The sequence below is a fragment of the Pseudazoarcus sp. NS20 genome, from assembly GCF_059703745.1.
In genome coordinates this window covers 120,823-141,939 of record NZ_BAAKIY010000004.1, presented here as the reverse complement: position 1 = coordinate 141,939, position 21,117 = coordinate 120,823, and the positions used below count along the sequence as shown (strand labels likewise).

General features: G+C 65.5%; 19 protein-coding genes. 10 read left to right on the top strand and 9 right to left on the bottom strand.

Going from position 1 to position 21,117, the window contains the following annotated elements:
- Window positions 1–70 precede the first annotated feature (70 nt).
- Entirely contained in the window at window positions 71–1,561 is a 1,491-nt protein-coding gene (gene glpK / locus AC6H0W_RS12400) for a glycerol kinase GlpK (RefSeq protein ID WP_497577490.1), read from the top strand.
- Between the two features lie 192 nt (window positions 1,562–1,753).
- Here glpK and AC6H0W_RS12395 read toward each other — a convergent pair whose 3' ends face one another.
- The 7 genes from AC6H0W_RS12395 to AC6H0W_RS12365 form a co-directional block, all read right to left on the bottom strand.
- The gene (locus AC6H0W_RS12395; RefSeq protein ID WP_497577489.1) at window positions 1,754–3,100 is read right to left on the bottom strand and encodes an ATP-binding protein; all 1,347 of its coding nucleotides are present in this window, start codon (window positions 3,098–3,100) and stop codon (window positions 1,754–1,756) included.
- Window positions 3,097–3,834, bottom strand: a complete 738-nt coding sequence (locus AC6H0W_RS12390) for a response regulator (protein WP_497577488.1) — start codon at window positions 3,832–3,834, stop codon at window positions 3,097–3,099. The genes AC6H0W_RS12395 and AC6H0W_RS12390 overlap by 4 nt, the downstream gene beginning before the upstream one ends.
- Before the next feature lie 77 nt (window positions 3,835–3,911).
- Window positions 3,912–5,027, bottom strand: a complete 1,116-nt coding sequence (gene proB / locus AC6H0W_RS12385) for a glutamate 5-kinase (RefSeq protein WP_497577487.1) — start codon at window positions 5,025–5,027, stop codon at window positions 3,912–3,914.
- 21 nt (window positions 5,028–5,048) lie between these two features.
- Entirely contained in the window at window positions 5,049–6,191 is a 1,143-nt protein-coding gene (gene cgtA / locus AC6H0W_RS12380) for an Obg family GTPase CgtA (RefSeq protein WP_497577486.1), read from the bottom strand.
- A 204-nt stretch (window positions 6,192–6,395) separates the two neighbouring features.
- Window positions 6,396–6,659 carry a 50S ribosomal protein L27 gene (gene rpmA, locus AC6H0W_RS12375; RefSeq protein ID WP_497577485.1) on the bottom strand — a complete coding sequence of 88 codons (264 nt, stop codon included), beginning with the start codon at window positions 6,657–6,659 and terminating at the stop codon, window positions 6,396–6,398.
- 18 nt (window positions 6,660–6,677) lie between these two features.
- Window positions 6,678–6,989 carry a 50S ribosomal protein L21 gene (gene rplU, locus AC6H0W_RS12370; protein WP_497577842.1) on the bottom strand — a complete coding sequence of 104 codons (312 nt, stop codon included), beginning with the start codon at window positions 6,987–6,989 and terminating at the stop codon, window positions 6,678–6,680.
- Window positions 6,990–8,003: 1,014 nt separating this feature from the next.
- Window positions 8,004–9,770: a SulP family inorganic anion transporter gene (locus AC6H0W_RS12365; protein ID WP_497577484.1), complete on the bottom strand. Its 1,767-nt coding sequence runs from the start codon at window positions 9,768–9,770 to the stop codon at window positions 8,004–8,006.
- A 107-nt stretch (window positions 9,771–9,877) separates the two neighbouring features.
- Between AC6H0W_RS12365 and AC6H0W_RS12360 the strand changes: the two genes are divergently transcribed.
- The 9 genes from AC6H0W_RS12360 to AC6H0W_RS12320 all read left to right on the top strand — a co-directional run bounded on the left by AC6H0W_RS12360 (window position 9,878) and on the right by AC6H0W_RS12320 (window position 18,199).
- Window positions 9,878–10,615 (top strand): FadR/GntR family transcriptional regulator, encoded by a 738-nt coding sequence (locus AC6H0W_RS12360; protein ID WP_497577483.1) that lies wholly within the window; start codon window positions 9,878–9,880, stop codon window positions 10,613–10,615.
- The gene (locus AC6H0W_RS12355; RefSeq protein ID WP_497577482.1) at window positions 10,612–12,123 is read left to right on the top strand and encodes an FAD-linked oxidase C-terminal domain-containing protein; all 1,512 of its coding nucleotides are present in this window, start codon (window positions 10,612–10,614) and stop codon (window positions 12,121–12,123) included. Before AC6H0W_RS12360 ends, AC6H0W_RS12355 begins: the two co-directional genes overlap by 4 nt.
- Window positions 12,123–12,293: a hypothetical protein gene (locus AC6H0W_RS12350; protein WP_497577481.1), complete on the top strand. Its 171-nt coding sequence runs from the start codon at window positions 12,123–12,125 to the stop codon at window positions 12,291–12,293. Before AC6H0W_RS12355 ends, AC6H0W_RS12350 begins: the two co-directional genes overlap by 1 nt.
- Window positions 12,265–13,332, top strand: a complete 1,068-nt coding sequence (gene glcE, locus AC6H0W_RS12345) for a glycolate oxidase subunit GlcE (protein WP_497577480.1) — start codon at window positions 12,265–12,267, stop codon at window positions 13,330–13,332. The genes AC6H0W_RS12350 and glcE overlap by 29 nt, the downstream gene beginning before the upstream one ends.
- A gap of 10 nt (window positions 13,333–13,342) precedes the next feature.
- Window positions 13,343–14,578: a glycolate oxidase subunit GlcF gene (glcF, locus tag AC6H0W_RS12340; RefSeq protein ID WP_497577479.1), complete on the top strand. Its 1,236-nt coding sequence runs from the start codon at window positions 13,343–13,345 to the stop codon at window positions 14,576–14,578.
- Window positions 14,579–14,893: 315 nt separating this feature from the next.
- Window positions 14,894–16,030, top strand: coding sequence for an NAD(P) transhydrogenase subunit alpha (locus tag AC6H0W_RS12335; protein WP_497577478.1), 1,137 nt, complete (start codon window positions 14,894–14,896; stop codon window positions 16,028–16,030).
- A gap of 14 nt (window positions 16,031–16,044) precedes the next feature.
- Window positions 16,045–16,353: an NAD(P) transhydrogenase subunit alpha part 2 gene (locus AC6H0W_RS12330; RefSeq protein ID WP_497577477.1), complete on the top strand. Its 309-nt coding sequence runs from the start codon at window positions 16,045–16,047 to the stop codon at window positions 16,351–16,353.
- Window positions 16,350–17,729, top strand: a complete 1,380-nt coding sequence (locus tag AC6H0W_RS12325) for an NAD(P)(+) transhydrogenase (Re/Si-specific) subunit beta (RefSeq protein ID WP_497577476.1) — start codon at window positions 16,350–16,352, stop codon at window positions 17,727–17,729. The genes AC6H0W_RS12330 and AC6H0W_RS12325 overlap by 4 nt, the downstream gene beginning before the upstream one ends.
- Window positions 17,730–17,857: 128 nt before the next feature.
- Window positions 17,858–18,199 (top strand): hypothetical protein, encoded by a 342-nt coding sequence (locus AC6H0W_RS12320; protein WP_497577475.1) that lies wholly within the window; start codon window positions 17,858–17,860, stop codon window positions 18,197–18,199.
- Here AC6H0W_RS12320 and AC6H0W_RS12315 read toward each other — a convergent pair.
- Window positions 18,193–19,557, bottom strand: coding sequence for an EAL domain-containing protein (locus AC6H0W_RS12315; protein ID WP_497577474.1), 1,365 nt, complete (start codon window positions 19,555–19,557; stop codon window positions 18,193–18,195). The two genes, AC6H0W_RS12320 and AC6H0W_RS12315, sit on opposite strands and share 7 nt — an antisense overlap.
- A gap of 102 nt (window positions 19,558–19,659) precedes the next feature.
- Entirely contained in the window at window positions 19,660–21,087 is a 1,428-nt protein-coding gene (locus tag AC6H0W_RS12310; RefSeq protein ID WP_497577473.1) for a DEAD/DEAH box helicase, read from the bottom strand.
- Between the last annotated feature and the right edge of the window lie 30 nt (window positions 21,088–21,117).

Below are 21,117 nucleotides of genomic sequence, written 5' to 3'. Positions count from 1 at the left end.
CAGCCCGACCAGTTGCCCTGCACGGCCCACTCCCCTAGCCTACAAACCATCGCTACCGCGGGAGCATTCCATGAGCTATCTGCTGGCACTCGACCAAGGCACGACCAGCTCGCGTGCCATGGTGTTCGACGATCACGGGCGGGTGCGCAGCGTTTCGCAGCGCGAGTTTCGCCAGCACTACCCACGGCCGGGGTGGGTCGAGCACGACGCGCATGAGATTCTCACCACGCAGCTCGACTGCGCACGCGCCGCGATTGCCGAGGCCGGCATTGCGCCCAGCGCCATCTCGGCACTGGGCATCACCAACCAGCGTGAAACCACGGTGGTATGGGACCGCGCTACAGGGCGCGCCATCGCCCCGGCCATCGTCTGGCAAGACCGTCGCACGGCGCCCGATTGCGACCGCCTGCGCGCAAACGGCCACGCCGAGGCGATCCGCGAGGCCACCGGGCTGGAGCTCGACGCCTATTTTTCGGCAACCAAACTGGCCTGGATTCTGCGCAATACACCGGGCGCCGGCGAGCGCGCGCGGCGCGGCGAGCTGGCCTTCGGCACAGTCGACAGCTGGCTGATCTGGCACCTCAGTGGCGGCGCGCTGCATGTAACCGACCCTGGCAATGCGTCACGCACCATGCTGTACAACATCCACACACAGACGTGGGATGAGAGGCTACTGGCCTTGTTCAAGATCCCGCCTGGGATGCTGCCCGACGTGGTCGACAGCATCGGCATATGCGGCCACACCCGGGCCGATGCGCTGGGCGCAGCCATCCCCATTGCCGGCATCGGCGGCGACCAGCAAGCCGCCACCTTTGGCCAGGCCTGCTTCACGCCTGGCATGGCCAAGCAGACCTACGGCACCGGCTGCTTCTTGCTGATGAATACCGGTGAAAGCGCCGTTGAATCCAGCAACCGCCTGCTCACGACGATTGCCTGGCAGCGTGCAGGGCGCGTCACCCACGCTCTCGAAGGCAGCATCTTCATCGGCGGCGCGCTGGTGCAATGGCTGCGCGACGGCCTGGGCATCATCGAGCACTCTTCGGACATCGAAGGCCTCGCCGCTTCGGTGCCGGACAGCGGCGGTGTGGTGCTGGTGCCAGCCTTCACCGGCTTGGGCGCGCCGTGGTGGGACGCCTATGCGCGCGGCACCTTGCTGGGCCTCACGCGTGGCACGGGCCGCGCCCACATTGCCCGCGCCGCGCTGGAAGCCATTGCGCTGCAGACGGTCGACCTGGTTGAAGCCATGAAGCGCGATGGCGCCGGCCCGCTACGCGAACTGCGTGTGGATGGCGGCGCAGCGGCGAATAACCTGCTGATGCAGATGCAGGCGGACCTGCTCGACGTATCCGTGGTGCGCCCGCGGATGCTTGAAACCACAGCTTTGGGGGCGGCCTGCATGGCTGGGCTGGGGGCAGGCATCTGGTCAGACGAAGCCGAGATCAGCGCCCAGTGGGTGGAAGCCGCACGCTTCGAACCGCGCATGAAAGCAGCCGAACGCAAGGCCTTGCTCGAGCGCTGGCATCGCGCGGTGGAGCGCGCACGGGGGTGGGCAGAAGAGTGATGGCGGGCGTTAGCGGGCGCGTCGAATTGCGGCACCTGCGCCCGATAGCTCCACCCATGTCGCATTTCGCATGCGGCTCAACGGCGACCTACGCGCTCCAGAACGGTGGGTGCCGAGCGGCTTCGTAGGTCGTGATGAGCGTAGCGAATTGCGACAGCAGCGCCGCCCCCCCAGACTGCGTCGGACGGCAACCTACGCGAGCGCCTTGGGCAGGCGAACGTGGGCGACCAGCCCCCCGCCTGCGGCATTCGAGAGCGTGACGTCACCGCCCTGCACGCGCAGCAGGTTACGCGCGATGGCGAGCCCGAGGCCGGTGCCGCCGGTCTCGCGGTTGCGTGAGGATTCGGTGCGGTAAAAAGGCTCGAACACGCGCTCGAACTCGTCGTCCGGCAGACCGGGGCCGTGGTCGCGAATGCTCACCTGCACGTCGTTTGACGTGGTGGTCACAGCAAGCTCGACGCGCCCACCGAACTTCACGCCGTTTTCGAGCAGATTCCACAACGAACGGCGCAAGGCCGTGGGGCGCACAAGACACACAGCCCGCTCCGCATCCGCCAGACTCACGTCCCAGCCAAGCTCCCGGGCGTCTTCTGCCAAGGTAGCCAGCAAGGCTGTGAGATCGAGGCGTTGCTCGGCCTCGCCGTTTTCCAGGCTGCGCGCATACGCCAGCCCTTCGCGCACCAGCGCCTGCATGTCGTCGAGGTCGGACTGGATGCGTGCCCGCAACGGCTCTTCGTCAATCTGCTCGGCACGCAGGCGCAAACGCGTGATCGGCGTCTGCAGATCATGCGAGATAGCGGCGAGGATGCGCGTGCGCTCGCCGATGTGCTCGCGGATGCGATGCTGCATCTGGCGAAACGCACCGGCGGCCTGAACCACCTCGGCCGGGCCATCGGCCAGCACCTCGCCCCGCTCGGGGTCTTCGCCGAGTGCGCGGGCTGCGTCGGCCAGCCGGGACAGCGGACGGGTGGCCACACGCACCGCCAGCCAAGACAACAGACCGATACCGGCAATCAAGGCGGCCAGCGCAGCGAGCACGCGCTGCGGCGAGGCCGGGCTGCGATCAGGCTGCGAGAGACTCGGCAGGCGCACGGAAAGCTCGGCGCCGTCCGCCAGTCGCACGACGGCAATCAGGCGTGGAGGCGGCGGCGGACGGCCGTCGCGTTCATGTTTCGGCGGGGGCGGCGGCGCATGCAGGTAAAGCTGCAACTCGCGGTCCGGCTGAGCACGCTCCAGGGCGTCGGTCAGCGGACCACGCCAGGCGGCCGGAGTGGTATCCGGCGGCAGGCCATCAAGCGAAAAACGCAAACGGCGCGTGCGCATGCTTTCGAGTTGCGCCCCGCGCTCGGCGGCGGGCAAGCGCTCAATGACATCGGCGACTGCGGCGACTTCGCGCGCAATGCCCTCGAACAACACGGTGCGGTCGAAGCGCTCGCGCTCACCGAGAAACAGCCAGAAACTCACACCCAGCACCACCGCGAGCCCGAGCAGCCAGATCAGCATGAGTCGCGCAAACAGGGTGCGGGGCAGCCTGATCATGCTTCGGGCTCTACATCGACGGCCAGCACGTAGCCGCCGTTGCGCACCGTTTTGATGATCGCCGGATCACGTGCATTATCCCCGAGGCGCTGGCGTAGCCGGCTCACCGCGAGGTCGATGGAACGATCGAATACCTCGGCATCGCGCCCGCGCGTGAGCTCCATCAGTTGATCACGGCTGAGCACGCGCCGCGGGTGCGACAGGAAGACGTTGAGCAGCCGATATTCAGCGCCGGAGAGCGGCACCGTTACCCCTTCGGCGTCGATCAGGTGACGGCCGACGCTGTCGAGCGTACGACCCGCGAAACTCAGTTTGCGTGGCACATCCGGCTCGTCGAGATTGGGCGGCAAGGCCCGTGCACGGCGCAGGATGGCACGGATGCGTGCATACAATTCGCGCGGCACGAAGGGCTTGGGCAAGTAATCGTCCGCCCCCATTTCGAGCCCGACGATGCGGTCCATTTCCTCGCCGCGTGCGGTGAGCATGAGTACCGGTGTCGCCACGTGCGGCCCGCCTGCACGCAACCCGCGGCAAAGGCTCAGACCGTCTTCGCCGGGCATCATGATGTCGAGCACGATGAGATCGATGCGATGGTGGTCGAGCGCCATGCGCATCTCGCGGCCGTTGCCGGCCACGGTGCAGCGCAGGCCTTGCTTGGTCAGGTAATCCGCCAGCAGATCGCGGATGTCACGGTCGTCGTCGACGATCAGGATGTGGTCGGCGGTTGCATTCATCGTGTGTGCTCTTGATCAGGACATTGCTTCACGACAAGCTTCGCGCAATTCGGGGGCGACGTTTGTACCGTGCTGTATCAACGCCCGATCATGTTGTCACGATGAATCAGTTCGGGCTCGTCGATGTAACCCAGCATGGCCTCGATGCGGTCGCTCGGCTGACGCGCGATGCGACGGCATTCCGAACTGCTGTAGTTGACCAAGCCGCGCGCAATCTCGTCACCACTGGCAGTGCGGCAGGCCACGACCGAGCCGCGTTCGAAATCGCCGAGCACCTCGACGACGCCCACCGGCAGCAGGCTGCGACCGCTTTTCAGAGCCTTGGCTGCGCCCTCATCGACGATCAGGCTGCCGGCCAATTGCAGGTGATCGGCGAGCCACTGCTTGCGCGCGGCCAGCGGTGTGCTGGTGGCATACAACAAGGTGCCCAGCGGCTCGGCCGCCGCGAGGCGGATGAGTACGTCAGGCTCGGCGCCGCTGGCGATGCAGGTGTGGGCACCGCTGCGGGCAGCACGCTGGGCCGCGCGGATCTTGGTGATCATGCCGCCCTTGCTGATGCCGGTGCCGGCGCCGCCGGCCATGGCTTCGTAGGCCTTGTCTTCGGCCTGCCCCTCGCTGACCAGCGTGGCGGATGGGTCACGGCGCGGGTCGGCGGTGTACAGGCCTTTCTGGTCGGTGAGGATCACCAGCGTCTCGGCTTCGATCAGGTTGGCGACCAACGCACCCAGGGTGTCGTTGTCGCCGAACTTGATCTCGTCGGTGACGATGGTGTCGTTCTCGTTGATGATCGGCACCACGCCAAGCTCAAGCAAGGTGTTGAGCGTGGAGCGGGCGTTGAGGTAACGCTTGCGGTCGGCCAGATCCTCGTGCGTGAGCAGGATCTGCGCGGTGTGCACGCCGTGCGCCGAAAAGGCCTCTTCGTAAGCCTCGACCAGCCCCATCTGCCCCACCGCCGCGGCGGCCTGCAGGCGGTGCATTTCATGCGGGCGCTTGTGCCAGCCCAGACGCTGCATGCCGGCCGCAATGGCGCCGGAAGACACCAGCACCACCTGCTTGCCGGCTGCACGCAGCGCGGCGATCTGCCGTGCCCAATCGGCCATCGCGGCCTTGTCGAGGCCGGTGCCGTTGCGGGTGACCAGCGCGCTGCCGACCTTGACGATCAGCCGGCGCGAAGAGCGGATTTTTTCTCTCATGTCGGTGACGATCGTCGAGAGTCAGTGATTGGGGGTGGAGTCTTCGTCCTGGTCGTCGACGTCGTCGAAGTCGAAGTCCGCATCGGCCTCATCGTCGCTCTCGGCGGAGGGCTCGGCCGGAGGATTGGCCAGCCGCTCGGCCTCCAGGCGCGCACGCTCGGCGTCGAGGAAATCCTGCAGCGCGTAGATCAGGCCGCGGCAGCCGTCGCCGGTGATGGCGGCGATCTCGAAATGACGCTCGACCGGGCCGTAGGCTTCGAGGAAGGCCGCCACGCGCTCGGCACGCTCTTCTTCGGCGATCAGATCGAGCTTGTTCAGCACCAGCCAGCGCGGCTTGTCGAACAGTTCCTGATCATAGCGACGCAACTCTTCGACGATGGCCTTGGCTTCGCGCACCGGGTCGGCCTCTGGATCGAACGGCGCCAGATCCACCAGATGGAGCAGTACGCGCGTGCGCTGCAAATGGCGCAGGAACTGATGGCCCAAACCGGCACCGTCCGCCGCACCTTCGATCAGGCCGGGAATGTCGGCGATCACGAAACTGCGCTCTTCCGTGGTACGCACCACGCCCAGGTTGGGATGCAGCGTGGTGAAGGGGTAATCAGCCACCTTGGGCTTGGCTGCGGAGACGGAGCGAATGAAGGTGGACTTGCCTGCGTTGGGCATGCCCAGCAGGCCGACATCGGCCAGCACCTTGAGTTCCAGGCGCAACATGCGCTGCTCGCCCTCTTCACCCATCGTGCGCTTGCGCGGTGCACGGTTTACGCTGGACTTGAAGTGGATGTTGCCCCACCCGCCACGCCCGCCGCGCGCGATCATGACCTTCTTGCCGTCCTCGTCGAGGTCGGCAATCAGATCACCCGTTTCAAAGTCGGTGATGACCGTGCCGACCGGCATGCGCAGCACGATGTCGCCGCCGCCCTTGCCGTAGCAATCGGCACCGCGGCCGTTCTCGCCGCGCTCGGCACGGAAGTGGCGCGTGAAGCGGTAGTCGATCAGCGTGTTGAGGTTGCGGTCGGCCTGCGCATACACGCTGCCGCCCTTCCCGCCGTCACCGCCGTCCGGCCCGCCGCGCGGCACGAATTTCTCGCGCCGGAAAGATGCGGACCCGTTGCCACCGTCACCGGCGACGACTTCGATACGCGCTTCGTCAAAGAATTTCATTATCTGTTCCGCTGTTGCTTGATCGCCGCTAGAACCCTAGCGAGCAGTGGGAGGGCAAGGGGCACGGAGCGCAGGTGCGAAACATACCGCGTTGGCAGGCGAGCACGTCGCAATTGGGCCATCCGACCGCGCAGCCGGTTTGAGTGGCGATCAAAACAAAAAAGCCCTACCGCAAGGATAGGGCTTTTCGGCGTCGGGAAGCGATCAGGCCGCGTTCGGGACGATCGTCACAACGCGACGCTTCTGGGCGCCCTTGACCGAGAATTGCACGGTGCCATCAGTCAGCGCAAACAGGGTGTGATCCTTGCCCATGCCGACATTGTCGCCCGGGTGATATTCAGTGCCACGCTGACGAATGATGATGTTGCCGGCGATGACCGCCTGGCCACCGTAGCGCTTCACGCCAAGGCGTTTTGATTCGGAGTCGCGACCGTTACGGGAACTGCCGCCGGCTTTTTTGTGTGCCATGTCGAATTACCTCCTGACTCAGGCCGAGATGGCTTCGATACGAAGCTCGGTGTAGTTCTGGCGATGGCCTTGACGCTTTTGGTAGTGCTTGCGACGGCGCATCTTGAAGATACGGATCTTGTCGTGACGACCGTGGGAAACCACGGTTGCCGTGACAGAGGCACCCACAACCAGAGGCGCGCCAATCTTGACGGACTCGCCTTCACCGACCATAAGAATCTGGTCGATGGTGATCTGGGAACCCACGTCAGCCGGTATCTGTTCTACTTTGAGTTTTTCGCCGGCGACGACGCGATACTGCTTGCCGCCGGTTTTTATGACCGCGTACATGGTGAAGCTCCAATTAATGGATTGGTGAAGCAAAGAATCGCGCATTTTGCCGGGCAAGTAGCGGATAGTCAAGGGGTTATACGCTGCTGAGCCGAGGCCGGGCGTGCGGCCAATGCGCTGACGGTGGTCACAGTGCGGGGGCGTCGCAGCCGGTCGCTTCGGCCGCGTGGTCGCTCTTTTCGAACTGACGGTCCGCTACCGCTAGGGAGTTTCAAGGCGACTACTTCTTGTTGTGCTGCCGCGAGTTCGTTTGTTTGGCCTCGACCGGCCGGGATTTCGCCCCGGCGGGCGACCTTCTTTCTTGTAGTGCAACAAGAAAGAAGGCAAAGAAATGCACCCTCCTCGCCGCCCCTTCGGGGTCCCTTCGCTTCGAGCACTCCCGGCGGCCGGCCTTGCAAACTCGCGTTCCGCTCAAACAGCAAGGCCGGAAGGCCCCGCCGTGAGCACTCTACGCTCAGCGGTTCAGAAGGGGTTTGAACACACGGCGTGCGTTGAGGCAGCGACTTTTGTAGTTAGCGCTTCGCCTCTACCCGTCATTGCGAGCGAAGCGCGGCAATCTGGTGACTGTGCAATCTGGATACGCTGCGAGATTGCCGCGTCGCTGCGCTCCTCGCAATGACGGTAGAACGGTTGTGCCCTCGGCACCTCTGCGCTTCGGAATGGCACTGCGAATGAGCCCAAAGCCCAACCCACCCACTCAAAAAAAACGTGCCGCACCGCGCGCACCCATCCTCCCCTCAGAAGCGCCGAGCGCAGGGGGATTTCGACGGGGTAGTCCGGTCCTGCTGTCCGAGCGACAGCGAGTTCAGGACCGGCCGGCGAAATCCCACGGAGCGAGGGAACCCCGAAGGGGCGCGGATGCGGGGTGCACTCGATGCCTACTTTCTTGTTGCATCAAAAGAAAGTAGGTCGCCCGCCGGGGCGCGCCCCGGCCGGTCAAGGCCCACACAACAAACTCACCGCAACAAACATGAAAAGCGCCGCCACCTCATAAACGCATGCGCAGCTTGACGCTCACCCCTCCGAAGCGCCCTCTTCTACTTCCGGCAACTCAGCCAACAGCACCTCAAGCGCATGCTGCTCCGTGCGGTAATGCACGTATGGCTGAAGCCGCTCCCACAAGCCGGTGCGCTCCATTGCGTCGATGACCTGCTTCTTCAAACCGCAGAACGCCAGAATGCGCTGCTCGCGGCTGCAGCGTTCCGCCAATTGCGAGATGGCGTGCAGCCCGGTGGCGTCGATGTTGTTGATGCCGACGCCCGAGATCAGCAGCACGCGCACATCCGGCTGCGCCCTCAGCGCATCGGTGGCGGCGTCTTCGAACAACTCGGAGGTGACGAAGGTCAGCGCGCTGTCGAAACGCAGGATGACCAGATTGGGGTGCGGGTGCGGCAGGCCGAAACGCTCGCGGTCGCGATACGTGCCGTCTTCATGCAGGCCGAGCATGGCCACCCGCGGCTGCATGTCGCGGTACAGCATCAACGACAGCGATATCAGGAGACCAACCAGGATGCCGTTCTGGATGTTGGGCGCGAACAGCAGCGTCGACACGAAGGTGGCAGTGGCTGCCACGCCGTCATCGCGGCCGGCCTGCCACGAGCGCGCCAAGGCGCGAAAATCGAACAAGTTGAACACCACCAGCATGATGACGGCGGCCAGCGCGGCAATCGGGAGGTGCCACAACAAGGGCGTGAAATACAGCAAGGTGACCAGTACAAAGGCCGCCGCAATCAACGAAGACAGCCCGGTACGCGCACCGTTGGCGAAGTTCAGCGCGGAGCGTGAGAATGAGCCGCTTACCGGCAAGCCGCCGCTGAATGCCGACGCCAGCTTGCCGAGGCCCTGCCCGATCAATTCCTGGTTCTGCACCCAGCGCTCGCCGGTGCGTGCGCTGATCAGGGTGGCACTGGCGGTGACTTCCATGAAGCTCACCAGCGCGATGACGAAGGCTGCCGGGAACAGCGCCACCACCAGATTCCAGTCCATCGCCGGCAGACCGAAATCCGGCAGGCCAGCCGGCACCAAACCCACCACGGCGCCACCACCGGCCTCGTACCCAAACTGCCACGACAAAACCGTGGCGGCGACCACCACGAGCAGCACACCGGGCACGCGCGGAGCAACACGGCGCAGCAGAACCAGACTCGCCAGCGTTGCCAGACCGAAGATCAGCGCCGGCACATGCAAATTGCCCAGATTGCCGAGCATGTTGAAGAAGTCGATCAGGAAGTGCTCGGAGCGCGGCATGCGCAGCCCGAGCAACTGCGGCACTTGCGACAAGGCAATGATCAGCGCCGAGGCGTTGATGAAGCCCGTCATCACCGGGCGTGACAACAGCTTCAGCAGCCATCCGAGGCGCAAGCCGCCCAGCGCAAGCTGGATCAGACCCGAGAGCAGGCCGAGCACGATGGCGGCCGTGACGAACTCTTCCGTCCCCGGCCGCGCCACTGCCATCAGACTCGCCCCGGTGAGCAAGGCCGTGAGCGCGACAGGGCCGGTGGCAATGGCCCCGCACGACCCGAACAGCGCCGCGATGATGGTCGGAATCAGTGCTGCATATAAACCAAGGTACGGCGGCAGCGAGGCCAGCTGCGCATACGCCAGCGCCTGAGGCACCAGCACCAGCCCGACCGTCACCCCCGCAACGATGTCGCCGCGCACGCCGAGCACCCGCCACTGCGCAGGCCAGGCCAGAAACGGGAAGAAACGCGTCAGCGCCTTGTAGCGTTGCGAGGTCATGTGCAGCGCGGCCAGTGCAGCCAAGTGGGCATGGGCGAGCATGGTAGCAAATCGCCCCTGTGAGTCGATCAAGCATGTGGATGACGTAGGTGACAACCACCGGCCGACTGCGCTAGCATCTAATTTGTCTGACAACTTTTCAGCTTGCGATGAACGCCCTCGACCCGATCCGGCGCCCGGCACGACTCAGCGACGACGTTGCGCAGCAACTCGACGCTTGGATTCGCCAGCAAGGCCTGCCGCCCGGCGCGCAATTGCCGACGGAAAAGGTGCTGTGCGAGCGCTTCGGCGTCAGCCGCGCGGTCATCCGCGAGGCGGTGTCGCGCCTAAAAGCCGACGGCTGCGTGCGCACGCGCCAAGGCTCCGGCGCCTACGTGGCCGAGCGCCCCGAGGTGTTTCGCCTGCCGCTGCCCGACGCCCTGCCGCAGGACGCGGCTGAGGTCTTCGAGTTGCGTTATGTGGTGGAGACCGGCGCCGCCGCGTTGGCGGCGGAACGCCGCACGGCGCAGGACCTCGAACGCATTGCCGCCGCAATCGAGCGCATGCGCCACGCGCTGGACGCACATTCCGACGCCGTGACAGACGACGACAGCTTTCACGTGGCGATTGCCGAGGCCACGCACAACCGCGCGCTGGCGCGCTTTGCGCAGTTCATGGGGCAGCAGTTTTCCGGCTCGCGCGCGCCGACCTGGAGCGAAACCGGCCACGCCACCGGCCGCGCCCGTGATGCGCAGACCGAACACGAACGCCTGTACGAAGCCATCGCGGCAGGCGACCCGGTGGCCGCACGGCGCGCCGCCGCGGCGCACCTGAAGGGCGCAGCCCATCGACTGGGATTGGACCCCGCGCGCTGGCGTGCGGTGGATGACGAAGAGGAGCAAGCATGAACACCACACTGGAATCGCCGCCGCCGAACATCGCGGAGCGTGACTTCTCGGGCCTCGACCGCGCACGCGTCATCGAGGAACTGACCAAGCTGCTGCCCCCCGGCGCATTGATGTACGAAACCGAAGACGTCCGCCCCTACGAGTGCGATGGCTTGTCGGCCTACCGTCAGTTGCCGCTGGCGGTAGCGCTGCCCACCACGGAAGAGCAGGTGGTGAACATCTTGCGCACCTGTCGCGCACTCGGCGTGCCGGTGGTGGCACGCGGTGCCGGCACCGGCCTTTCCGGCGGCGCGCTGCCGCATGCGCACGGCGTGCTGCTGTCGCTGGCTCGCTTCAACCGCATCGTGTCGATCGACCGCTTGGCGCGCACCGCCGTCGTGCAGCCGGGCGTGCGCAACCTCGCCATTTCCGAAGCCACCGCGCCCTACGGGCTGTATTACGCGCCCGACCCCTCGTCACAGATTGCCTGTTCCATCGGCGGCAACGTGGCGGAGAACTCGGGCGGCGTGCATTGCCTGAAGTACGGCCTCACGGTGCATAACGTGCTGCGCGTGCGCGGCGTGACGATGGATGGCGAAGTCGTGGAGTTCGGCTCGTGTGCGCCGGACGCACCGGGCTACGACCTGCTCGCTGCGGTGATCGGATCCGAAGGCATGCTGGCCGTGGTCACCGAAGTCACCGTCAAGCTCACGCCCAAGCCGCAACTCGCGCAATGCGTGCTGGCCGCCTTCGACGACGTGCGCAAGGCCGGCGACGCCGTGGCCGCGGTGATCGCCGCCGGCATCATCCCGGCCGGGCTGGAAATGATGGACCAGCCCACCACCATCGCCGTGGAAGAGTTCGTGCATGCCGATTACCCGCTCGACGCCAAGGGCATCCTGCTGTGCGAATCCGACGGCACGCCGGCAGAGGTGGCCGAGGAAGTGGCGCGCATGCGCGAAGTGCTCGAAGCCGCTGGCGCCACCGAGATCCGCGTGTCGCGCGACGAAGCCGAGCGCCTGCGTTTCTGGGCCGGACGCAAGGCCGCCTTCCCTGCCGCCGGGCGCCTGTCGCCGGATTACTACTGCATGGACGGCACCATCCCGCGCAAGCGCCTGGGGGAAATGCTCGAAGCCATAACCGAGATGGAGAAGAAGTACGGCCTGGGTTGCCTCAACGTTTTCCACGCCGGCGACGGCAACCTGCACCCGCTGATCATGTTCGACGCCAACACCGAGGGCGAGCTGCACCGCGCCGAGGAGTTCGGCGTGGAAATTCTCGAACTGTCGATTGCGCTGGGCGGCACCGTCACCGGCGAGCACGGCGTCGGCGTGGAGAAGATCAACCAGATGTGCAGCCAGTTCGACCGCCCTACGCTGGACGCGTTTTTTCGCATCAAGGCGGCCTTCGACCCGGCCGGCCTGCTCAACCCCGGCAAGGCCATCCCGACGCTGAACCGCTGTGCCGAGTACGGCAAGTTGCACGTGAAGGACGGTGCGCTGCCCCACCCGGAAATTCCGCGCTTCTGATGAGCAAGGTCCGGCTGCAGCTGCTGTTGGCCGGCGTGCCGGTGCTGCTCTTCGTCGGCGCACGGATGACGCTGCGCCACGCGGTCAGGCACACCCACGCTGCGCCGTCGCAGGCGCCGGGCGACAAACAAGGAAGGAACAATGAGCGATCTGATCAAGCAATGGAGTGAAGTCGTGCGCGCTGCCTCGGCCGCGCGGCGCCCGCTGTGCCTGCGTGGCGGCGGCACCAAGGATTTCTACGGGCGAGCACCGTCGGGCGAAGTGTTCGACACGCGCGCCTGGAGCGGCATCATCAATTACGAACCCACCGAACTGGTGGTGACGGTGCGTTGCGGCACACCGGTAGCCAGCCTGCACAAGGTGCTGGCCGAGCACAACCAGTGGCTGGCCTTCGAGCCGCCGTGCTTCGGCGAAGCCGCCACCGTCGGCGGCATGGTTGCCAGCGGCTTGTCCGGCCCGCGCCGCATGGCGGTCGGCTCGCTGCGCGACTTCGTGCTGGGCATGAAAGTCATGGACGGCCAGGGCGAGGTGCTCAGCTTCGGCGGCGAAGTCATGAAAAACGTTGCCGGCTACGACGCCTCGCGCCTCATCACCGGCAGCCTCGGCACCCTGGGACTGATTCTGGAAGTGTCGCTGAAGGTGCTGCCGCGCCCCACCAAGGAAGCCACGCTGCGCATCCTGTGCGACCAAAGCGCAGCGCTTGCGCGCATGAACGAATGGGCCGCCGAGCCCCTGCCGATTTCGGCCACCGCCTGGCATGCCGGCCAGCTTCACGTGCGCCTGTCCGGCGCGCGCGCCGCGGTGGATGCCGCAATCGCGCATCTGGGTGGCGAGCAGCTCGCAGACGCCGAAGCGGCGGAGTTCTGGGCTTCGCTGCGCGAGCAGAGCCACGCCTTCTTCGCCGAGCAGGACATGCCGCTGTGGCGCTTCGCCCTGCCCACCACCACGCCGCCGCTCAACCTCAACGGCGCCCAACTCGTCGAATGGGGGGGCGGCCAGCGCTGGTTGCGCTCCAACGCCCAGCCAGCCGAACTGCGCGCCGTGGCTGCGGCACTGGGCGGGCACGCCACGCTGTTCCGCGGCGGCGACCGCACGGGCGAGGTCTTCCAGCCGCCCGCCGTACCGCTGATGGACATCCACCGCCGCCTGAAGGCCGGCTTCGACCCGGCCGGCATCTTCAACCCCGGCCGTTTCTACGAAGGAATCTGAGGACAAGCCCATGCAAACCCAGCTTGCCGACTTCATCCGCGACACGCGCGAAGGCCTCGAGGCCGACACCATTCTGCGCAAGTGCGTGCATTGCGGCTTCTGCACCGCCACCTGTCCCACCTATCAATTGCTGGGCGATGAACTGGACGGCCCGCGCGGCCGCATCTACCTCATCAAACAGGTGCTCGAGGGCGTCGAGCCCACCGCACGCACACAAACCCACCTCGACCGCTGCCTGACCTGCCGCGCCTGCGAAACCACCTGCCCGTCCGGCGTCGAATACGGCCGGCTGGTGGACATCGGCCGTCACGTGGTCTCGCAGCGCGTACAGCGCAAACCGAAAGACCGTGCCGTGCGCTGGCTGCTGAAAACCTTCGTGCCGCGCCCTGCGCTGTTCGGCGCCGCCATGAAGGCCGGCCGATTGGTACGCGGCGCCCTGCCCCCTGCCCTTAAAGAAAAGGTGCCCGAAGCCCGCCCCGCCGGCGCCTGGCCCGCACCGCGCCACACGCGCCGTGTGCTCGCACTGGCTGGTTGCGTGCAGCCCGCCATGGCGCCGTCGATCAACGCCGCCGCTGCACGCGTGCTCGACGCCATCGGCATCTCCATGGTCGAACAACCCGGCGCCGGCTGTTGCGGTGCACTGCGCCAGCATCTGGACGACCACGACGGCGCCCGCGGCGACGCCCGCCGCAACATCGACGCCTGGTGGCCGGCCGTGGCGCGCGGCGAAATCGAAGCCATCGTGATGACGGCCTCAGGCTGTGGCGTGCAGGTGCGCGACTACGCACACCTGCTGGCCGACGACCCGGCCTACGCCGAAAAAGCTGCCCGCGTGGCGGCTTTGACGCGCGACATCGGTGAGGTGATCGCGGCCGAAAGCGAGGTATTGCTGCAGGTGCTCGGCAAACGCAGCGGCAGCGCCGGGCGCATTGCCTTTCATGCACCGTGCACACTGCAACACGGGCAGAAGATCCGCGGCGTGGTGGAAGCGCTGCTGCTCGCCTCCGGTTTCGAACTGGTGCCGGTGCGTGATGGCCATCTGTGCTGTGGCTCGGCCGGCACCTATTCGCTGTTGCAGCCGGAGCTGTCGCACCAGTTGCGCGACAACAAGCTCGCCGCCTTGACCGAGAACGGCGCCACCGCCATCGCCTCGGCCAACATCGGCTGCATCACCCACATGGACCCGGCCAGCAGTCTGCCCGTACGGCACTGGATCGAGTTTCTGGACGAGCGCCTGCGCGCTTGATCACGCGTCCGGGCGGCGGCGTGCAAGCACCCGCCACCCGGCGCAATGCCTTGCTGCGAACACGCCCGAAATAGATTTTTGCATGCGCGTTCGCAGCAGGTTTTGCGGCACTTTCCGGCTGCTGCACGGCGCCATCCCCCGCGCATCGACTTGTTACGCAGGGGATGAAATCGGTATCATGCCGGGTCTTGTCTTGCCCGGATTACGCCCGACACCGCTCATGCGGCCGTACGGTTGTGACCGGAAACCCGCCGCACATCAAGCTGCGGCGGCGGGATCAACAATTCGAACGAATGACCTGATGGAGAATCTCGGATGCCACTGGTAATCGGCGTGGCTGCTGAGGCAGTTTCCGGAGAACGACGTATTCCGGTAGTGCCTGAAGTGGTTAAAAAATACGCGGGCCTCGGCGCGCGCGTCCTCGTCCAGCGCAATGCAGGCGCGCAGGCCCACTACCCCGACACCTTGCTGGGTGACGTCGATTTCGTCGACAGCGCCGAAGAAGTGTACGCCCAGGCCGATGTGGTGCTGTGCGTGCAGCCGCCGGCCACCAAGCTGGTGAACAAGATGAAACCGGGCGCCGTGCTGCTCGGCATGCTGTCCCCGTGGGGCGATGCCAAGCGCGTTCAGGCCTATGCCAAGCACGGCGTGAACTCGTTCGCGCTCGAGCTGCTGCCGCGCACCTCGCGCGCCCAGAGCATGGACATCCTGTCCTCGCAGGCTGCCGTGGCCGGCTATGAATGCGTGCTGATCGCTGCAAACTACAGCCCGAAGTTCTTCCCGATGCTGACCTACGCGGCCGGTTCAATCCGTCCGTCGCGCGTGCTGGTGATCGGCGCTGGCGTGGCCGGTCTGCAGGCCATCGCCACGGCACGCCGTCTGGGCGCCATGGTGGAAGGCTACGACGTTCGGCCGGAAACGCGCGAGCAGATCGAATCGCTCGGCGCCAAGTTCGTGGATACCGGCGTGAATGCGGTCGGTGAAGGCGGCTATGCCCGCGAACTGACCGCCGAAGAGAAAGCGCAGCAGGCCGAGAAGCTCGGCAAGGCCATCGCCCAGTGCGACGTGCTGATCACCACGGCCGCCGTGCCGGGCCGCAAGGCTCCGGTGATCGTCACCCAGGCCATGGTTGCCGCCATGAAAGACGGCGCCGTGGTGGTCGACCTCGCAGCCGAAGGCGGCGGCAACGTCGAAGGCACGGAAGCCGGCAAGGAAGTGAAAGTGGGCGGCGCGCTGATCATCGGCCCGACGCACATCACCAGCCGCATGCCGGTGCACGCTTCGGAGATGTTCGCCAAGAACCTCTTCAACTTCATCAGCCCGTTCATCAAGGACGGCGCCCTGTCGCTGGACTGGGAAGATGACGTCATGAGCGGTGCCTGCCTCACGGCCGAAGGCACTGTCCGTCACGCCGGCGTGCGCACTGCGCTCGGCATCCAGAACGACGAATAAAGGAAGCTGACAGAATGGAAGGCTTTACCGCTCTGTATATCTTCATGCTCGCAGCCTTCACGGGCTACGAGGTGATCTCGCGTGTGCCGGTGATCCTGCACACTCCGCTGATGTCGGGCTCGAACTTCGTGCACGGCGTCGTGCTGGTCGGCGCCATGATCGCGCTCGGCCACGCAGACCCCAATGATCCGCTGCAACTGGCCATCGGCTTCTTTGCCGTGCTGCTCGGCGCCGCCAACGCGGCCGGCGGCTACATCGTCACCGAACGCATGCTGGCGATGTTCAAGACGGGTGACAAGAAGAAGCAAGGGGAAGCCAAATGACCTCGAACTGGTTCGTTAGCATCGCCTACTTCGCCGTTGCAGTCGTCTTCATCATCGGCCTGAAAGCCATGAGTTCGCCAGTGACGGCCCGCCGCGGCATCGTGTGGGCCGGTTTCGCCATGATCGCGGCCACCGTGGTCACCTTCTTCATGCCAGGCCTGAACAACATCGGCCTGATGGTGCTCGCCATCGTCATCGGCGGCGGTGTCGCCTGGTGGTCGGGCAAGATCGTCAAGATGACCGACATGCCGCAGATGGTTGCCATCTACAACGGCATGGGCGGCGGCGCAGCTGCCGGCATCGCGGCCATCGAACTGATCCGTGGCGTTCATCACTCGCCCATGGTGTCCACGCTGATGGTGCTCGGCGCCATCATCGGTTCGGTCGCCTTCTCGGGTTCGTGCGTGGCCTTTGCCAAGCTGCAGGGCCTGCTCAACAAGGCCATCCGCCTGCCGCAGCAGAACACGGTCAACTTCTTCCTGACGTTGTTCACCTTCGGCCTGGGTCTGACCGTTGGCTATTCCGACAACCCCTCGCTGTTCGGCGTCTTCCTGTTCTTCGTGCTGGCGCTGGCGCTGGGCGTGGTGCTGGTATTGCCGATCGGCGGCGCCGACATGCCGGTGGTGATTTCGCTGCTGAACGCCTTCACCGGCCTCGCCGTGGGCTTCAAGGGCTTCGTGCTTGGCATCCCGGCGCTGATCGTGGCCGGTATCGTGGTGGGCGCCTCGGGCATGCTGCTGACGCAGCTGATGGCCAAGGCCATGAACCGCCCGATCCGTAACATCATCTTCTCGCCGATCACGGGCGCTGCGGCTGCCAGCGGCGACGGCCCGCAAGGCACCATGCGCGAAGTGTCGGCCATGGATGCCGCTGCATTGATGCGCTACGGCAACAAGGTCATCATCGTTCCGGGTTACGGCATGGCCGTGGCCGGCGCCCAGCACAAGGTGTGGGAGATGTCCAAGCTGCTCGAAGAAGCCGGCATCGAAGTGAAGTTCGCCATTCACCCGGTTGCAGGTCGTATGCCTGGCCACATGAACGTGCTGCTGGCAGAAGCCGGTGTGCCGTACGACAAGATCTTCGACCTTGACGAGATCAACGACGAGTTCGCACAGGCCGACGTGGCACTGGTGATCGGCGCCAACGACGTGGTGAACCCGGTCGCGCGTACCGACAAGACCAGCCCGATCTACGGCATGCCGATCCTCAACGCCGATATGGCACGTGACGTGATCGTCATCAAGCGCGGTCGCGGCGCGGGCTATTCCGGTATCGAGAACGCTCTGTTCTTCGAAGAGAACTGCAGCATGCTGTACGGCAGCGCGCAGGAAGCCATCGCCGACATCACCGCCCAGATCAAGACTCTGGACGGCTGATCAGTCACCTGTGACCAGAAACACGAACGGCGCACCCTGGGGTGCGCCGTTTTGTTTTCAGCAAGCGCTTGCCGGGCGGAGCCTGCATGGTTATAAGTAGCCGAACCAGCCTCGTCCGATACGCCGCCATGCCTCTCGCGCTTCGCTTCCTGCTCGCAGCACTGCTCACGTCAGTCGGCGTTCATGCGCAGTCGCCTGATGCGCCCGCGGCGCCCGCTGCTCCGGCCGCATCGGCCGCTTTCGATGCGCCCAAAAGCGCTCGCGAGGCGGACGACATCCCCTACCGCTACCCTGTGCCTTCGCTGGCACAGACGGTGCGTGAGTTGCAGCACGCTTCCCTCGCCATACAACTCCGCGAGTACTGCGCCGACGAGAAGATTCCGGATGCGTTCGTGGACGAGCGGCTCGCCGAGTTCAGCCGCATCACCGGGCGCGAAGAGAATTGCCGCACCCTGCTTGAGTATCACTGAGCAAACAACTCGCCCTGCTGCACACTGCAGCCGAGCGCCGCGAGAAAATCCCGCTCCGCCGGCGAACGTACGCCGCATGCCCGGATCTGCACGTTCATTGCCTCCGCCAGCGATGACAAGGTTTCGATCATCGCCTCGGCATGGGCTTCGTGAGACAGCGCGCGCACCAGACTGGCAGACACTCTCAACACGTCGATGCGCCCGGCGGCGATTTGAGCCAGGGCCAGCGGCGCAGTGCCGACATCATCCAGCGCAATGCGCACTCCAAGCGTCTTGAGTTCGTCGAGAGCAGCATCGCCCTCCTCCCCGGCGACGTGCAGCAACGCACCGTCAAACCCCAACTCAAGCCGCTTGCCGCTCAACCCGCTACGAGCCAATTCACCCCGCACCCGAGCGACCAGCGCGGCGTCCGGCACACAGGCCAGCGTAATGCCGACATACGGTAGCGACGCACGCGCCAGCAGCACGTCAAACGCCTGGCGAATCACCCGTGCATCGTGTGCAACAGCCGCTTGGCCATGTTTTAAGCGGGGTTGGATGCCGGGCGCCACAGCTCGCCCGACAGGCGCATTCGCGCGTACATCCATGACAACCTCAAGCTCAAGCGGTGCCTCCTCAACGGAATCCCCCACGCTTTCTTGCGGTGCGTCTGCGGCGCTTTGCAACAGGAGCAGGCGCCAGCCCTTGCGCGGCCCAGGCACCACTCGCGCGCGCAGCCCGGCCAATCGCGCATAAGGAGCCTCGTGCGCTTGGGGCCACTGCACGTCAAGCAACTCGTCCAACCGGCGACCCACTACGTCGCCGCTGCCGGTGGCAAGGTCACGATGCGCCGCGGCATTCATAGCCTGGATGCGATTGCCTTCGTCCACCACCACCAGGCCTTGCTCGATGGCTGCGGCCAGACGCGGCCAAACGCGGTCCTCCGCCCCGGCATGGTCGCGCCCGTACGCCTCGGCAATGATGTCAGGACTGAGAATCAGCGCATGCATGCCCGGCCGCAGACGGGCCGCGGCAATGAAGCGCATGTCGCGACGACGCCCGCCGGGCAAGGCAACCTCGACGCTACCGCGCATCTCGCCCTGGATCAGCAGGCGTTCGCGCGCGTCCAGAAAGGCGCGTTCATCGGGGAAAAGATCGGACAAGGGCTTGCCGACGATCTGGCGATAATCACGCTCGAGCAGTCGGCAGGCCGCGCTGTTGGCGTCAATCATCACTTCGTCACCGGTGATGATCAGGCCCTCGTCGATCAGTTCGAGCAAGGCGAGATACAGCCCGGTTTCGAGACCTTCCGAAAAATCGGCTACGAAGGGTTCGCGCGGCGGCTCTGGCCGCGGGGGCTGAGGGGGAATCGAGGGCATGATAGGCCGAGCATCTCCGGGCTGCGGCAAGCGCCGCGTATTGAGCCCCAGAATACGCCCGCCCACGCCGACCTTTCGGCCGAAAAAGCGTGGAAAGCGGGCCTATTTGCGGCCGAGGCCGCCCAACAGAACCGCCACGGGCCGCTTGTCGCGGCGCGGCTCGCCGCTGGCCGGCTTGGCGGAGGCGGCGTTGGCCGCGCTTTCACCCGGCGCATAGGGTTTGCTGAAATCGAAGCCATCCGCGGCAATCTTGGTGTTGCCGCGACGGTTGGACGAGCGTCGATCATCGCTGCGACGTTCGGTCTGCACCACCGCAGGCGCCGGGCGCTTCTCAGCGGCAGGCTCACGATGCTTGCGACGATGGGTACCGACCTCGTCATACTCCGGTTCGGGAGCGAAACCGGCTACGACCTCTTGCGGGATATCCAGTTTGATGAGCTTCTGGATTTCGGCCAGCCGCCCTTTCTCTTCGGCACACACCAGCGAGATGGCATTGCCCTGCCGACCGGCGCGGCCGGTGCGGCCGATGCGGTGCACATAGTCCTCGGCGGTATGGGGCAATTCGAAGTTGATGACCAGCGGCAGATCATCCACGTCCAGACCACGCGCAGCGACATCGGTGGCGACCAGCACGCGCAAGGTACCAGCCTTGAACGCTTCGAGCGTGTCGGTGCGCTGGCCCTGGCTCTTGTCACCGTGAATGGCGTCAGCGGAAATGCCCTGACGCTCGAGATAGTGCGCCAGACGGCCGCACAGCATCTTGGTATCGACGAACACCAACGCTTGCTGATCGGGTGCATGACGCAGCAGATGCGCCAGCAGATTGCGCTTGAGCCCCGACGACACCGGGTGCACGCGGTGCGTGATGGTTTCGGACACCATGTTGCGGCGTGCCACCTCGACCAGCTGCGGGTTCTTCAGCATGCGGTCAGCGAGCTTCTTGATCTCGTCCGAGAAGGTGGCGGAGAACAGCAGGCTCTGGCGCGCTTCGGGCAGCAGATCAAGGATGCGGCGGATGTCCGGAATGAAGCCCATGTCGAGCATGCGGTCGGCTTCGTCGAGCACCAGCATTTCGACCTGACCGAGCTGGATGGTCTTTTGCTGCACGTGATCCAGCAGGCGGCCAGGCGTGGCGACGACGATCTCGACACCACGGCGCAGCTCATCGACCTGGGCGCGCATGTCGACCCCGCCGTAGATGCACACCGAGCGCAGCGGAACGTACTTGCCGTAGGTCTGCACCGACTCATGCACCTGCACCGCCAGCTCGCGCGTGGGTGCGAGCACCAGTGCGCGCACGGGGTGACGTGCCGGGCTGGTGGAGGTATTGGCGTGGCGGGAGAGGCGCTGGATCAGCGGCAGCGTGAAGCCTGCGGTCTTGCCGGTACCGGTCTGGGCGGCGCCCATGACATCCTTGCCTTGCAAGACCACGGGGATGGCCTGCTGTTGAATGGGCGTGGGTTCGGTGTATCCGGTTTCGGCAACTGCACGTTGCAACTCGGGCGCAAGCCCGAGATCGGCAAAGCTCATGGTTGGTGGGTGTCCTGTCGGCAAAGGCCG